Here is a 16,067-nt window from a genome sequence, read left to right on the forward strand (position 1 = left end):
TTGGTTAAAGAAATTTAAAATTAAGGTTTTAATTTTTGGATATTTAAATATTTTGAATGGAGGCATTTCATTGTTTAGAACTGATTGGTATTCTTTTTGTGACTTATGGGAAAACTATGCTATGAAATCTAAATCAAAAAATACTCTAAATATTTTTGCCATGTCTTTATTATTTCTTTTGGTTATACAATGTAAAAAAGATAAAAATGTTGAAACCACAAAAAAACCTTCGATTGAAGTAAAAGATGTGACACAGACAATAAATATTAACAAAGAAGATTCTTTAGCCAAAACAAAAATAAAATATACACGCTTCATTTTTCCGAAGAAAAAGAAAGATTCTGCAATGGCAGTTTTTAAAAAACAATTTTCTGACGAAGAACGTTATGCTATTCTGGCTTTAAACCGTTTGGATGAGAAGAATAGTTGGCGTGCCGATACATTGATTATTCCTAATAAATTTCAAGATAATTTTTTAAATTATAGTCCATTTCCTACGCAACTTACTTTATTAAAAGACGTGAAAAAATTGGTTTATTTTTCTTATCCCATTCAAGCTTTTGGCGTCTATGAAAATGGAGAATTAAAGAAATGGGGCCCAACAAGTATGGGAAAAAAAGCGGCAAAAACTGCAACAGGATTGCATTTTGCGAATTGGAAATCAAAAATTGCAACAAGCACCGTAGATTCCGCTTGGAAATTACCTTTTAATGTCAATATTGCAAACAGATTGGGCATTGGATGGCATGAATATGATTTACCCGGGTTTCCTGCATCACATTCTTGTTTGAGATTATTAAAAGACGATGCAGAATGGCTGTATAGTTTTGCGGATCAATGGATTTTAGCTAACGGGAAATTATTGGCAAACGGAACACCTGTAATTGTAAACGGCGATTATCACTGGGGTGGACAAAAACCGTGGCGAAAAATGTTACAAAATTCTACTGCGGACTACCTTTCAGAAAGTGAAATGAGTAAAAACATTCAACCTTACATTGATCAGATTTTAGCAGAACAAAAGAAGAGAGAAGAAGTGATAGCATCGAAAAATTAATTTTTAGATTCTAAGTGAAGTGTAGATTCTAACGCAAAATTTCGAAGTTGTTCCATTTCTGCTTTGCTCTTTTCTCTACCAATTCTGCCTGCGAGGTAAGTGAGAAAAATCAAGCCTAAAAACACCATTGAAGTGGGAAAAGCCCAACTAAAACCGTTGTGTTTTATTTGTTTGGCGACGTAGAATAAGGTAAAACATAACATCCAACCAAGTGATAAAAGCATATACATAAACATAAAAAAAGTCCAAACGGCGGAACTTGGGCCAAAAATCCCACGGACACAGGTTTTATTTTCTTCAGTATCAAATTCTGTTCGCAATGCTAAAAAAGGTTTCCAATAGTCATTTTTATCAGATCTTACACTTATCAAAGCTGTCTCACTATTGATGTTTCCTATAAAAGTGGAGTCGTTTATTTTCAGAAAATCCCTCAAATGTAACGTGTATGCTGCTTTTTCTACAGCAGTATAAATTTTAAATCTTGGACGGGTTCTAATTTGGTCAAAAGTTGTCTGTTCCATTATTTTTCTTCGTAAGGAATAGGATCTTCTAAGATAAAATTAAATTTTAAAACTTCAAATTTCCGTTGAATTTCCATTTTAATTTCTTTTCCCTCGGAAGATTTTAATAAATCTAAAATCTTTTGCAAAGAATAGTCTGCGGCTTTTCTATTATTTATTTTTAAAATCGTATCATCTTTCCTGATTCCCGCAAGAAATGCGGGCGAGCCTTCTCTAGAACCAGCGACTGAATAAATTGGTTTAAGGGTAAATTTATATTGAAAAGAACTTTGTGCATTGTAAGCTTCGGTTGAGACGGAGTTCGAAGATGCCTTTTTTGTTTCTATTTGAACCAAATCTTTATCCCATTCCATTCCATCCTGCCTGATATCTAAGCCACTCATATTGAAAAGAAATGGCTCGTAAAAATCACGGTTCTTTTTTAGATATATTTTTTTATTTGGATAATCTAAAATTACTGTGAAACGACGCAATACGTCATTACCGACAGAGCCTTTTCTTTCTTTTACCAATGTTAAGTGCTGTATAGAATATTCATCTGGCATGGCAATAAGCGGTTTTTCTAAATTAAAATCTCCAATGGAAAGTTCTTTTATTCTACTCCGTTTTCCGAAAATATCACCATTAAAACCGCGTCCGAGATAATCCTGGATGTTAGGCCTATTGTAGACAAAATCTTTAATTAGGTTTGGAAATAACCAGATAGCATCACTATTTCCTAGATCCAAAAGCAATTTAGAAGGTTTTGCATCGCTCGTCATCTTTACAGAAGCTTTTATGTAAGGCTTATTTTCCTCTAATGTTATGTCAAATTCGGAGAATTTTCTTTTTTTCTTCGTAAAGTATCTATCTTCATTATAAACTGTAATTTTCTTTCTGATGTAGTCTATCTGAACAGGATTATTTTTAAAAAAATGATAGCCTATAATGCCATTTACTGGTATGCCAACATGTGATGAAAAATTAAAATCTTCATTTAAAATTAAAAAAATAGTATGAGAAGGGTCTTCAAAATGGTTGTTAATTTTGACGTCATTATTGATTGTTTTTAAACCAAATAGCTCAACATTATCACCAAGACCGGAAAATTTTACTTTCTCAACATTTTTGAAATTGACTTCTTTATTTTCTAAACTGAAAAGAATCGTTTCCGAAACGCCGGAATCTAATAGGAAGGTAAGACTTATGCCATTTACTGTAACAGGAATAAATATCAGATTATTTATTAATTGAAAAGGAATTACCGTTTTTTTTCCGGCATTTATTTTAAATCCCAAATCTTGTGCAAAAGAGAACTGCAAAAGCGTACAGAAAAGAAAAATAAACCGAGCTTTCATCTACTGAAATTACAATTTTTAAGTGAGTTTAAAACAAAAATTTCCGTCTCTTTTTGAGACGGAAATTTATTTTTATTATGACTGCAGCTAGCCCCGATGGAAGTGGTATCCTTTTTTTTATTCTGCCATTAATTTAAATATAATAAACGGTGAAAAAAAAGATTAAACGCACAGCGGGAAAAAGCTCCAAATAAATTATTTAATATCTGTAATAATCTGGCTTGAAAGGTCCGTCAACTTCTACACCGATATATTTTGCTTGCTCTGGAGACAGCGTTTCAAGTTCTATTCCTAATTTAGCTAAATGCAATTGGGCTACTTTTTCATCTAAATGTTTTGGTAACATATAAACTTCGTTTCCATAAGCTTCAGAATTGGTCCATAGTTCAATTTGAGCTAAAGTTTGGTTAGCAAAAGAGTTACTCATCACAAAACTTGGATGTCCGGTTGCACAACCTAAATTTACCAATCTTCCTTCTGCTAAAATAATAATATCTTTTCCGTTGATATTATAAAGATCAACTTGTGGTTTAATTTCAGTTTTTGTATCACCGTAATTATCGTTTAACCAAGCCATATCTAACTCGTTATCAAAATGACCGATGTTACACACAACCACTTTATCTTTCATTTTTTCAAAATGCTCGCCACGAACGATATTGTAATTTCCTGTTGACGTAATTACGATATCCGCAGTTGCAACTACTGTATCTAATTTTTTAACTTCAAAACCGTCCATTGCAGCTTGTAAAGCACAAATTGGATCAATTTCTGTTACTGTTACAATTGAACCGGCACCTTTAAATGAAGCCGCTGTTCCTTTACCAACGTCGCCATAACCACAAACTACAACTCTTTTCCCGGCCAACATTAAGTCAGTTGCTCTTCTGATTGCATCAACCGCTGATTCTCTACAGCCATATTTGTTATCAAATTTTGATTTTGTAACCGAATCATTTACGTTAATTGCAGGCATTACCAAAGTTCCATTCTGCATTCTTTCGTACAATCTGTGAACACCAGTTGTGGTTTCTTCAGAAAGTCCTTTAATTCCGGCTGTTAATTCTGGATAATGATCAAAAACCAAGTTTGTTAAATCGCCACCATCATCTAAAATCATATTTAATGGTTTTCTATCTTCGCTAAAAAATACAGTTTGCTCAATACACCAGTTAAATTCTTCTTCCGTCAAACCTTTCCAAGCATAAACTGGAATTCCAGCGGCGGCTATCGCAGCAGCAGCGTGGTCTTGCGTAGAGAAAATATTACATGAAGACCAAGTCACATCTGCGCCTAAAGCTACTAAAGTTTCTATCAAAACAGCAGTTTGAATCGTCATGTGAAGACATCCAGCAATTCTGGCGCCTTTTAAAGGCTGAGAAGGTCCGTATTCTGCACGAATAGCCATTAAACCAGGCATTTCTGCTTCAGCTAAAGTTATCTCTTTTCTACCAAATTCAGCTAAAGAAATGTCTTTCACTTTATATGGTAAATAGGTTGTTTTTGTATCCATCATAAAAATTTAATTTTATTTATTAATAATTTTACGCAAATTTACGAACTAAAATTTTCTTAACCAAAAACCTAAGCAAAATAATAAAATGTTTTACTATATTTAATTTAATAGTGGGATTGTTTATTATTAATTTCTTATATTAATTTCTGATATGCCACTTTACAAAGATTTTTCGGATAATAAAGCAATCATTCTTCTTTGGAAATATGATGAGAACGAAGAATTAAATTTAGAAGATTTACTTGAGAAAGAAAACGGTGAGAAAATAAAAAACTTTCACCCGACAAAAATTAAAGAAACACTTTTAGTTCGTAAAGCTTTAAAAAGTATCTTACCATCGCACAAAATTTTATACAAAGAAAGAGAGCCTTTTCTGCTTCCGAACGATTTTAATATTTCTATAACACATTCTTATCCTTTTGCTGCGATTGCTGTTTCACGAGAAAAAATTGGGATTGATATGGAAAAGTTTAATGAAAAAATTCTGAGAATTGAGCATAAATTTATCTATGCAAATGAAGCGGAATTTTTTTCAGAAGAAGATAGAGTAGGATATCTGACAGTAATTTGGTCTGTAAAGGAAAGTATGTATAAAATTCACCATTCTAATTATTTTTCTTTAAAACAGAACTACAAAGTAGAATCTTTTGATTTAAAAAATTTACGCAAAATTGATTGCAGCGTTTATGACGACGATAATTCTGATCACTTTTCTGCACGTGTAGAATTTTTTGAAGATTACTGTTTTACGATTGTTGATTAGTTTTTTTATCAATAAAAGTTTGGAAACCCGTTAAGACTTTCCTTTGCTCACGAGCAACATCAGACATTAATTCTAAAAGTTCTGTGATGTTTTTTAGCTCTGTTAAACGAGAGATTTTAGATTGATCCCTTTGGTCGACTAGCTCATTTTCTAGAAGTTCGGCTTTTCTTCTATTTAATAAAAATTCAACTTCACTTTCAGTACTTAGTTCTTTTTCCTTTTGTATTGAAAGTTCTGTATTATTTAAGATGTTTAAAGAATTTTGAAGTTCAGCAGTAATATTTTCTGTCCATTTTTTAGCATCGATTTCTGGATATTTTTTTAAACTTTTTCCGTTAAAAAATTGTGATAATGATGCCGTATATGCCGTAAATAAATGCGATGTAGTAACAAACTGATGTACTTTTTCCAATTTTTTCTGCTGATTTTTTGGATCAGAAAGCATACGCTGAAAATTATCTGAAAGATTAGCCAAAGAAACCAGCGCGGCTTTTCTCTTCATTTTGTACTCTTGCATATTTATTTCAGTTTCTTCCGCTTTAAAATTTTTCATTACAGCTTCAAAATAATTAATGTTATCCTTAGTTGCAGTTTTCATTAAATCTAAATTCTGCGTATGTTCCCAAACTGGCAGTATGAAGTAGGAAACTAAAAAGACTACCAAACCTCCAACTAAATTGTCAAATATTCGGTCTTTAAAAATAATATTGATGTTGCCTGGTTTTAAAAAATTAAAGGATAAAAACACATAAACAGTTATGAAAAGTACGGCCCAATAATATTTGCCTTTTAAGAAACTGAAGGCTAAAACCATGCTTACAAGAAGTAAAAATAGTAAAATAACATTGTTTGAAATTTGCCACAGAATGAAATAAGCAATCAAAGCACCTGAGATTGTTCCAAGTAAACGCACGTAATTTCTATGTTTGGTAATGCTGTAATTTGGACGGATAATAGCGACAATCGTGATCAAAACCCAATACGCGTGACCGACGGGAAAAAATGAAAATCTTGTAATACCGTAGCCTATTAGCAGCGCAATCGTTACCCGAATTGCATGTCGAAACTGCATTGAATTTAAACTCAAATTATTTCTGAAGACTTTGAAATTTAACTTTTCTTCCGGGTTTAAAAATTGGCGCAGATCTAAACCGGATGAAAGACTTTTTGCCAATTTTATATCTTGTGAAAATATTTTGTAGATACTTTTTATTTCTGAGCTGAGCTCTGTGATTCTCATTAAAATCTGGCGCAAGATCATAAAATTTTCTAGATTTCCCGAAGTCATTTCCTTGTTTCGGTAATCGTAGTAAATGGTATAAAGTTTATCACGCTCCGCATCAATATTTGTTAAAGGTTTTGATTTTCTGCCGGATTGAAGATCTATTCCTATATTGGTGATTTCGGTAGCTAAACTTAGCAGAAAAATATTCATTGAAGAAAGTACTTCTAAATTTTTCTTGTCTTGGTGAAGTTTTTTATAATCACTTTCAGAAGTCATGAGTTTTTCATGCAGATCCATAGAATTCAGAAACATCAGCATCAGCAATCTGCTTGTAGTAGTAGATTCTTTAATAATTGCTCTGGTCCGGAAAACAGTTTCACGTGTATCTTCCTGTAGATTTTTTATTTTGATCTGGTGTGCAATAATTTCATCAAATACAAGATCGTAATTTGGATCAGGAAGGTAAAGTTGGGCTCTAATCTTAAGATATTCACCCAGTAAAATATAATTTTCACCAATTTGCTGGCTGGCCAGTTTATAAGGTTGAAGCCTTGTTACAATCAAAAATATAAAAATAAACCAAACACTTCCCGCTAAAAAGATAATTAGACTTTTAAGCTCATCTGTACCGGTAAGATGTCCATCAATAAATATTGCTAAGACAATCAGCGTTAAAGAACCTACTGCCGACAAACGCTGCCCATAAATGCCGATCATACTGAAGAAAAAACCGAATAAAAGGAGTTCTATAAAAATGAAAATGGGATTACCTTTCGCTAAACTTGCAATTGCGGCCGCAATAAAAAAACAAATCACAGCGAGAAGCAGAGAATTTCTTCGCCGGAGAAACCGGTCGACTTGTAAGACCAACAAATAATGTAGCGAGTGGAAATAAGAAAAACTCTTTTAAAACACCAAAATAAGCCATTATAATGCTCGGTAGAACAACTGCAAGCGTTACTCGAACGGCTGCAAAAATATATTGGCTGGTAACAAATCTTTTAAAATCTGAGGTATAAGACATTTAGTAGAAATCCTAAAGCAAAATTAAACTTCTCAAATTAAAAAGAGCCTCACAATGGAGACTCTTTTTTTAAGTTTAAATTAATTTTTATTAATAATCCTGTGCATTTGAAGTTTCATCTCCGATAGTCCAGGTTAAACCAACTCTTAAAGTATTGTCTAGAGCAGAATTAATTTTAGAAGTATTAATTAAATAAGATAAATCTAAACCAAAAGACTGGTATTTTAATCCAATACCGACTGTTCCGTATTGTCTGCCGCCTTGTTCTGCGCTTTCATGAAAATAACCACCGCGTAACGAGAAAGCATTATCATATGTATATTCTAAGGCGCCACTAAGCATTGTGCTTTTTTTATTACTAAAAGATTTGCCTACACCTTGAATTACTCCAACGTTTGGCACATTATAGGTAGGATTACCATTTGTATCAGTACCCGTAATTTCCGGACCTGGAACTAACAATTTAGAAGCTTCAAAACTAATCCCTACTTTGTTTTGGTCATCAATAAATAAATCATAACCAGCACCTAATCTTGCTGTAGTCGGCAAATACGATCTTGATTGATCATCACCGGTATAATCCAGTCTTGGTCCTAAATTTTGAACAGCAAAACCACCTCTTGCCTGTCCTTCATAATCACCAAAACTTTGATGTTTGGGACTTAAAAAATAACCAGAAACATCTATAGCGAATGAGTTTGCAGGTTTTAAAGTGTTATCAGAATTAAAACCTCCAGATAGATCTGATCTGATAAATCTACCTGTAACTGCCATGGAGAAATTATCAGTTAATTTTAAACCATAAGCCACATCAACAGAAAATTCATTTGGTTTCGCGGTTCCTTCAGAAACGACTTCGGAGCCAACTAATTTTGTTAAATCTACAGATCCTAAATTAAAATAGTAAATACTGGCGGAAATAGTAGAGCGTTCATTATCGCCTAAAAATTGGTGATACGCGCCATAAAGCAAAAAAACATCATTTGTAAGTTTACTCAAATAGGGTGTATATGTTACCGCTAAAGATGAAGTTGATCTACTAAAAGGATATTTTGCAGCATTCCAAAACTGTGAAAATGCATCTGAAGAAGTTGCAACACCTTGATCGCCCATACCGCCAGCCCGTGCGTCTGGTGAAATTCTGAGAAACGGTGCACCTGTAAGAACAGGTCTTATTTGGTCTAAATTTTGTGAAAAAGCAGTAATGCTTAAACCCAGACCTAAAGTTAAAAGGAGTTTTCTATTTATAGTCATAAGTGTTTATTTAATTTTAATTTTATTTCAATAATACCATTTTTTCTACCGCTGTTGCACTTCCCTTACATTTATCTTGATTTGCACTGCGCGCAAATATTTTAAAAATATAGACACCTTTCGCGACAGTATCGCCAAAATCATCTTTGCCATCCCATTCTATAGCAGTTCTGGGAGTTCTAAATCCTTGAAAGAAAGGCTCTGCTGTTACTTGCGCGGTAATTGTTTTTACCAGTTTACCAGTAATCGTGAAAATCTGTGCATTTACATCTAAAATATTATCACAATTATGTTCGAACTGAATGTAAGTCTTATCTGTAAAAGGATTTGGCCAATTTAATAATTTTTTAACAATTAAATTTTGATCTGTTTCATCCTTTACTATAAAGTTTAACGTTGCTGTTGTCGAATTATTGTTAATGTCCCAAACTTTAAATACCAATTGATGCGGACCAGGAGTTAAATTTCTGAACGGGTAGGATACATTTCCCTTCTGATAATCTTCTAAAGTAGCATTAACACAGCCATTGCCTTCTCCAGAAAAATAGAAATCATTTAAAACAGTAGTATTAATTACTTGTCCGTCTAAAACTACGGTAATGTCATGACCGATACCTGAACCTGTTGAATTGATCCCCGTGTTGTCACTCACGCAGGCTAAAAGCGTAGGGTTTTGATTGGTAATTCCTCCGTCTGCGAAGTTGATGTTATTCATAAATAAATGAACAATTGGCGGCACAATATCATTAAGACCGTTCGGATTTATATCGCCGATTTTATAAGGTTCGTTTACAAAAATATCAAATTTTTGATTATCCGCGTAAGCTAAAATTCTACCAGTTCCAATGGTGTAATTAATATCTTTAGGAACATAAAATTTTACTGAAAATAAACCATTTTTCACCTCACCAGAAGTTTTTACAATAGGGCTTCCTTCTTCGGTATATTCTAAGACTGGAACTAAAAAACCAACGTTATTTCGGGTTTTTTTATTTAATCTTTTATCATAAATATTTATGGAGATTCTACCTGTAAATGAAGTGTCAACGGGTCCATCAACTTTTTTTACTTTACCGGTAATCGTTACAAAATCTAAAGCCCGTAGCTGACCGGGAACAGGCGAATCTACATTGTCTATTGTTATCAATTTTTTTGGACGGCTAAGTTTCATCGCAGGATCGCCTAAAAAATTAACTTTTAGATGGTTAGAAGTTGGTCCAGTGATAGATTCTGCTGCTAAAAATGCCGTCCCTAAACTTCTAAAATCATCATTCTCTAATTTAAAAATTTGATCTATAAATGTTCTGGTAAACTTTAAACCGTAATCTACGCCCACTGCACGACTTGATGTAATCATTGTAGCGGCGCCGCCAGTTTTAGATTTTATGACCTGCTCTCCGGTTGAAAAACTGGAAGGATCATCCCATAAAGTAAATTCACAGGTTATAGTGGCAACTAGGGGAAATCTACTGTAAACATTATTAAAATTGTTAAAATTTTGAACTTCGGTACTAGTTAAGACACGTTCTTGCGCCCAACCATTAATACCTCCATGTCCGAAATAAAATAAAAATAAGCTATTACTTACATCACTACTAATCGCTTGGTTTACTTCGGGATATCTTGCCCCACCTGCAGAATTAGTTGCAGGAAAAGCATCTAGATATAATTTTCTGATGTTATATTCTGGTTTATCGGTGGAAGATCCTTCAAAATTCGCAGCTATAGCTTCGTTTGCTGCAGTGTGAAAAGCGACACCACTTGGAGGGCTTTCATTTTGCAAATCATTATCTACTACAAAATCTAATTTCATGCGCCAATCCCCAAAGGGTGTGGATTGACTTGGCAATTGATTATAATAAGCTAAAGTTTTGTCGATCAGTAGTTTTGCCTCTGAAATATTTGCAGCGGGTAATCTGCCAACAGGTAGATCTGGTAACATTCCCTGTATATTTGTGGAAGATTGAGGTGCGGTCATTACAAAATAATTATCCGTTACAAAAGATCCCGAAAAATCTTGGCTGTATTCACTTTCATAGCTTGGTACAATATCTGAAGCTGGAAACTGGATGCCTTTGTAATCAAAAGAGGTATCTCCCAAGATCATTAAATATTTCAGATTTCCGTTGGTAGAACTTAATCTTGTTACAAAGTTTCTTATGCCCGTAATATCTTGGCTTCCACTAGAAAATTCGTTGTAAATTTTATTAATATCCACAACTGCTACGTTATAGTTGTCAATATTTTTATGATAGTCTGCTAATCTTTGCGCTTGTCCCAGCATTTCAGGCGCTGTAATTATCAGATAATCAATATTAGAAAGCGCCGATAAATCTTGATTACCAATTTTATTTACAAAGGTAGGTTCGTAGGCAGACGTGTTTTTAAAGGCAACGAATTCATTATTAAAACTTTGATTGTTTGGGGTATACCCAAAATTATAAGTATCACCAGATGCCTTATTTATCTTTTTCTTCGCATTTGTTATATCTGAAACATCCCAGATTTCTTCTACGGAAGACGCGTCAGAAAGGCTAAAACCATAAGTTTTAGTGCTGTTTTCAGTAATATCGTACGAACGGAAATTCATTTGTGAACCATTAAAGACCAGATCCTGCTTGTAAGTAACTTCTACATAGTTTAAATAAACAATTCCATTTGGATTTGCGCCAATATTGGGTAAATAGTTAAAAGTAATTTGATTTCCCGTTAATCCATTTACGGTTCCACTGCTATTAACAAAAACATAGTCTTGCGTTCCTGCCGTGAAATTATAATTATTTTCGTTTTTATTATTAATATTTATTTTTAAAGAATTCCCTTGAAATTGATAGGGCGCAATTGAAGTTTTGTAAACAATATTATCTCCCGCTTGTAATGGAGTTCTGGTAGTAAATGAAACACTTTTGTTACTGTTAAAGGAGTCGCCAAGAAATGCCCGGCCAATTTTCAGAAGATTAAATTTTTCTTCGTTGATGACCTGATAATCGTCGTATCTTGTTATTAATTGAGAAGGTAGTGCTGTAGTATCTTCAGTTTGAACCCGCTTTCCCGATCCGGTATCAAAATTTATAAAGTAATAGGAATAGTTTTCATAAATATTCTTTAAATTTAAACTTCTGTCTGAGCGCGTATCAGTACGTCGGTTTGTCGCATCTCCCACTGAACCTTTATACAGGTTAAACCCATCGGGACCTTGTGCATAAAATAATGCATAGTCACCATCATTCCAAACACCATCATTTTCTCCATATACTTCGATCGCATCTTCCTGTAAGGACCTGTAATAATTATCCTGATTAAATTCTGGTAACATTAAACCCCCATTTCCATAAACTCGAAAGTTTTTAGGATTTATATCTGACGGATTTATTCCATTTGCGCGCAAAAATTGAGTCGTGATTTTAAAAATACCAGATTTATCGACTTTAATTTTATAGAAAGTGCCTTGTTTTAGAGGATTATCTGTAGTTGATAAAGCTCTGTTAAAATTTATATTTTGAGGTTTATTGTCTTTCACCAAGGAAAAGCCAGACAATCTTAAAATTTGATTTTTTACAGTTTTAAAAGCTACAATTCTAACAGATGCAAAATTTTCCCCTTCTTTTTTGTAAGAACTTACACTTATTTCGTCAGCGGATCTTAGTTCATATCTTGAAATATCAAATAAATCTTTTTCGGAAACCTGTTCCCATTGTAAATTTTCGGCTTTTAAAACGTCATTTGTTTTCTGATTAAGCCGGATAATTACATTTCCCTCTTCATAATTAAAACCCTCATTAGTAAAATGTGGTAATGTTTTACTTTCAGTTCCGTAATCTATTTTCGTGGAACCATCCCATTTTATATTAATATTTTGGGCGCCCGCTAATGAAAAAATACTGCAGAAAATAATAAATAATAAATTACGTTTCATATATTGTGTATCAATTACAAATTAAACGAAAAAATTAAAATAATCATATGATACAATAAAAATATATTTATGTGCGTTTTTCAAAAAACCTAAACCATTAATTGCTTAATTGGATTATTTAATTTTTCTTTGTATCCTGAAAATATTTAAGATAGTATGAACAAACTCAAGTTGTTTTCTTTAATAATAATATGTGCTGCTTTTTTGCTTACGAGTTGTGGCGGAGGCAATTCTAAAAATGGTGGCGGTTCTAAACGTTTCACAAGTAAAACAGGATGGAAACCAAACGACTCAAAAGGTTGGTTTTTTACCGGGAAACAGCAAAAACAAAAAGGTTGGCCAGGCATGGTTTACGTTGAAGGCGGAACTTTCACAATGGGTTTGGTTAAAGATGATGTCATGCACGATTGGAATAATACTCCTCGCAGAATGCAGGTAAGTTCCTTTTTTATGGGTGAAACAGAAATCACGAATTACGAATATAGAGAATATGTAACTTGGTTGAAATTTGTATTTCCACCCTCAGATCCAAATTATAAAGAGATTTATAAAGGTGCTTTGCCTGATACTTTAGTTTGGAATAACAAATTATCCAGAAATGATTTCGCAGAAACGTATTTCCGTTCCCCGGAGTATGATTACTATCCAGTTGTAGGTGTTACTTGGTTACAAGCGTCGCAATACTGCGATTGGTTAACTAATAGAGCAAATGAGAAAGCCCTTATAGATAAAGGTGTATTGCCAAAAGATTATTATAGTAATGAGGCTAATAATGTCGGGTCAAGTTCATTTAACATGGATAAATATAAAGGTAATGATGCAGATCTGGACGCTTTACTAAACAAAGGAAAATTGCAAAAAGCAACAGGAATAAAGACTACTAATACGCGTATTGCTGCTGCAAATAAAAATGCTTCTGCGGGTCTAGTTGAAAAATTTCGTTTGCCGACAGAAGTTGAATGGGAATTTGCCGCTTTGGGACAACAAAAAAACAGAGAATATAACTTAGTAAAAGGCAAGGATCCAGAAATTAATAAGCTTAAGGGGAAAAAAGGTAAGAACCGCGGGATGTATCTTGAAAATTTCAAAATGGGTGCGGGAGATTATTCCGGTGTTCCTGGCTGGAAAAATGATGGAGCTCCTACAACTTCTGATGTTAAGCAATTTCCTTCTAATGATTTAGGAATTTATGGAATGTTTGGTAACGTTTCTGAATGGACGGCTGACGTTTACAGACCAATTATTGATGAAGAAGGCAGCGATTTTAATTATTTCCGTGGAAATGTGACCAGAACTGTTGAAAAAAATGCGGACGGATCCTCTAAAAAGATTGAAGATAACGCTATAAAATATGATACACTTTCAGATGGACGTTTAATTTATAAAGGTCTACCGGGACAATATGCCAGAGAAACGACAGCGGATGACAGAAATTTCAGAGATGGTGATTTTCAATCGTCTTTAGATGCAGGTTATGGAAAAGAGCAGGACAGCAGTAAAGCCGCTTTTAGCATGTATAATGACAGTAAGAAAAAATTTATCGTAGATTCCCGAGGTCATGTGATTTTACAAAAAGATCCTAAAATGCGCACAACAAAAGTTTCGGACGATGTTCGCGTAGTAAAAGGTGGTTCGTGGCTTGACACAGCTTATTGGCTGGATCCGGGACAAAGAAGATTTAAAGATGAAAGCAGAGCTTTCGGCTGGATTGGGTTTAGAGTTGCACAAGATGCAAAATCACAAAATAGAGGCAGAACAAAAAGATAATTTACATTATTTGATATCAAAACCTAAATCGAAAGATTTAGGTTTTTTTTTGTTAGATTTGATATTATAAGTTTTCTGTTTTGACCGATATGGCTGATGTGGTTTTAAAACGATTGTGTTAATAAAAAAAATAAAATATTATGAGCGAAATTCATGTAGTAGCAGATTTGAGATTTAAAGATAATAATTTAGCCGAGGTGATCCCACTTTTAAATGGAATGGTAGAAAACACGAGAAAAGAAGAAGGCTGTGTCAGTTACGATTTAGTAGAAGATTCAAAAAATACAGGTATATTTTTTACAATTGAAGTTTGGGAAAGTCAACAAGATATTGATAGACATTTAAATTCTGAGGGTATAAAAATTATGATGGAAAAAGCAAAACCATTTTTTGCAGCTGAGCCAGCTATTCACCAATGTCAAAAATTATCTTAAAATGAAAAATATCTTTTTAATTTTTTTATTTATGGGTTTTCATGCTATTGATGCGCAAAAACTTTCAGATTATAAATACCTTTATGTACCGCAAGATTTCAAAGATTTTCAAGATAATCAGTTTGAATTAAACTCAACTTTAGTTAAAAAATTAAAGACAAAAGGTTATGAAGTGATACAAACCGAAAATCGTCTTTGGCCAGAAGAATTAAAGCAAGATCCTTGTAAAGTGGCAGTTATAAATGTAATTAAATCTGGAAATATGTTTAAAACTAAACTTACACTTGAAGCTAAAGATTGCAATGGGAAAGTTTTGATTTCACAGCAAGGCGCTTCAGACGAAAAAGAGTATGAAACTGGCTATAGCGAAGCACTTCAAAATATTTTGAAAAGTATCCCAAATTCTTCACCATTGTTTAAATTTTCGGAAGTAAAGGCGATATTTGTTGAAAAAAATGAACCAATTACTGTCAAATCAGTAGAAATAACTAAATCAAGAAGCATCATACAACCAAAATCAGAACCAAAAACAGCTTCAAATAATGTCCAGAATTACACGAATGGCAATTTAATTCTCAAAAAAGTTCTCCTAGACAACAATAGATTTATTTTAGTTCCAGCAAACAGTTCAATTCCCTATGCAACTTTTACAGAATCTACGAAAGAAGGCGTTTATCGTGTAGTTTTAGAAAATAGTTTAATGACTTTAGGTTATTTAGAAAATGGAAATTACGTGATTGAAATACCAAATAAAGACGGCAGTTTTAGAAAAGAAATTTTTGAAAAGAAGTAAATCTTTCAATGATGTTTTTATGAATTTAAATCCTTCTAGCCGTTTTCAAAAATCAGATAAGTTTCTTCTAATTTTGCGTTAAATTTAAGGATAGTAGATGCCGATATCGCAGATTTACAATTCGCGTCCTTAAAACAAAAAAGCCAACTTTCGGGTTGGTTTTTTACTGTTAATGTCAATTAGAAATTGGGGAATCGTACTCAATCAATTTGTTTTTTTATTTGAAGAAAGGCTCAGATTATAAAATCTGAGCCTTCAACTTACACACTTTTTAGTTAGGTGTCACTTCAAATTTAAGAAAAACTTTCATGAAAAAACTTCACTTCCATTTTTGCCAAACTTTTTTTTCAAGCTAATCTTATATCCAATGTCACTTTAAATGCTTGGCTTTCAGAATGGAAAGAAGTTTTTTTTATTCAATTTTTCTTGAGTAGGAAAATAGCAAGCATCCCGAAAGCTT

11 protein-coding genes are annotated in these 16,067 nt (G+C 33.1%); 5 read left to right on the plus strand and 6 right to left on the minus strand.

The window, feature by feature from the left end:
- A partial coding sequence (locus ACVBED_RS00450) for a L,D-transpeptidase (protein ID WP_473094316.1) occupies window positions 1-1,057 on the plus strand: 1,057 nt, incomplete at its 5' end.
- Here the strand turns inward: ACVBED_RS00450 and ACVBED_RS00455 are convergent.
- The 3 genes from ACVBED_RS00455 to ahcY all read right to left on the minus strand — a co-directional run bounded on the left by ACVBED_RS00455 (window position 1,054) and on the right by ahcY (window position 4,428).
- Window positions 1,054-1,578 (minus strand): hypothetical protein, encoded by a 525-nt coding sequence (locus tag ACVBED_RS00455; protein ID WP_473094317.1) that lies wholly within the window; start codon window positions 1,576-1,578, stop codon window positions 1,054-1,056. The two genes, ACVBED_RS00450 and ACVBED_RS00455, sit on opposite strands and share 4 nt — an antisense overlap.
- Entirely contained in the window at window positions 1,578-2,915 is a 1,338-nt protein-coding gene (locus tag ACVBED_RS00460) for a PDZ domain-containing protein (protein ID WP_473094318.1), read from the minus strand. The genes ACVBED_RS00455 and ACVBED_RS00460 overlap by 1 nt, the downstream gene beginning before the upstream one ends.
- 199 nt (window positions 2,916-3,114) lie before the next feature.
- A complete protein-coding gene (gene ahcY / locus ACVBED_RS00465; protein WP_473094353.1) occupies window positions 3,115-4,428 on the minus strand; it encodes an adenosylhomocysteinase in 1,314 nt (437 codons plus the stop codon).
- 154 nt (window positions 4,429-4,582) lie between these two features.
- Here ahcY and ACVBED_RS00470 point away from each other — a divergent pair, with 154 nt between their 5' ends.
- Entirely contained in the window at window positions 4,583-5,194 is a 612-nt protein-coding gene (locus ACVBED_RS00470; protein WP_447120630.1) for a 4'-phosphopantetheinyl transferase superfamily protein, read from the plus strand.
- Here the strand turns inward: ACVBED_RS00470 and ACVBED_RS00475 are convergent.
- The 3 genes from ACVBED_RS00475 to porU form a co-directional block, all read right to left on the minus strand.
- Entirely contained in the window at window positions 5,178-7,235 is a 2,058-nt protein-coding gene (locus ACVBED_RS00475; RefSeq protein WP_473094319.1) for an FUSC family protein, read from the minus strand. The genes ACVBED_RS00470 and ACVBED_RS00475 overlap by 17 nt on opposite strands.
- A 298-nt stretch (window positions 7,236-7,533) precedes the next feature.
- The gene (gene porV, locus ACVBED_RS00480) at window positions 7,534-8,697 is read right to left on the minus strand and encodes a type IX secretion system outer membrane channel protein PorV (RefSeq protein WP_473094320.1); all 1,164 of its coding nucleotides are present in this window, start codon (window positions 8,695-8,697) and stop codon (window positions 7,534-7,536) included.
- Between the two features lie 22 nt (window positions 8,698-8,719).
- A complete protein-coding gene (gene porU, locus ACVBED_RS00485; protein ID WP_473094321.1) occupies window positions 8,720-12,613 on the minus strand; it encodes a type IX secretion system sortase PorU in 3,894 nt (1,297 codons plus the stop codon).
- A 156-nt stretch (window positions 12,614-12,769) separates the two neighbouring features.
- On the opposite strand from porU, the gene gldJ reads away from it, so the two are divergent.
- The 3 genes from gldJ to ACVBED_RS00500 all read left to right on the plus strand — a co-directional run bounded on the left by gldJ (window position 12,770) and on the right by ACVBED_RS00500 (window position 15,607).
- Window positions 12,770-14,380, plus strand: coding sequence for a gliding motility lipoprotein GldJ (gene gldJ, locus ACVBED_RS00490; RefSeq protein WP_473094322.1), 1,611 nt, complete (start codon window positions 12,770-12,772; stop codon window positions 14,378-14,380).
- Window positions 14,381-14,520: 140 nt separating this feature from the next.
- Window positions 14,521-14,814, plus strand: coding sequence for a putative quinol monooxygenase (locus tag ACVBED_RS00495; protein WP_447120639.1), 294 nt, complete (start codon window positions 14,521-14,523; stop codon window positions 14,812-14,814).
- A 1-nt stretch (window position 14,815) separates the two neighbouring features.
- On the plus strand, window positions 14,816-15,607 hold the full coding sequence (locus ACVBED_RS00500; protein ID WP_447120640.1) for a hypothetical protein: 792 nt from the start codon (window positions 14,816-14,818) through the stop codon (window positions 15,605-15,607).
- The last annotated feature ends 460 nt before the right edge of the window (window positions 15,608-16,067 follow it).

The sequence above is a fragment of the Halpernia sp. GG3 genome (genome assembly GCF_052976925.2).

Excerpts from the sequence above, each read along its gene's own strand:
- ACVBED_RS00500 (WP_447120640.1), top strand. The coding sequence starts at position 14,816 with ATGAAAAATATCTTTTTAATTTTTTTATTTATGGGTTTTCATGCTATT.
- porU (WP_473094321.1), bottom strand. The coding sequence starts at position 12,613 with ATGAAACGTAATTTATTATTTATTATTTTCTGCAGTATTTTTTCATTA.
- ACVBED_RS00495 (WP_447120639.1), top strand. The coding sequence starts at position 14,521 with ATGAGCGAAATTCATGTAGTAGCAGATTTGAGATTTAAAGATAATAAT.
- ahcY (WP_473094353.1), bottom strand. The coding sequence starts at position 4,428 with ATGGATACAAAAACAACCTATTTACCATATAAAGTGAAAGACATTTCT.
- porV (WP_473094320.1), bottom strand. The coding sequence starts at position 8,697 with ATGACTATAAATAGAAAACTCCTTTTAACTTTAGGTCTGGGTTTAAGC.
- ACVBED_RS00470 (WP_447120630.1), top strand. The coding sequence starts at position 4,583 with ATGCCACTTTACAAAGATTTTTCGGATAATAAAGCAATCATTCTTCTT.
- ACVBED_RS00455 (WP_473094317.1), bottom strand. The coding sequence starts at position 1,578 with ATGGAACAGACAACTTTTGACCAAATTAGAACCCGTCCAAGATTTAAA.
- gldJ (WP_473094322.1), top strand. The coding sequence starts at position 12,770 with ATGAACAAACTCAAGTTGTTTTCTTTAATAATAATATGTGCTGCTTTT.
- ACVBED_RS00460 (WP_473094318.1), bottom strand. The coding sequence starts at position 2,915 with ATGAAAGCTCGGTTTATTTTTCTTTTCTGTACGCTTTTGCAGTTCTCT.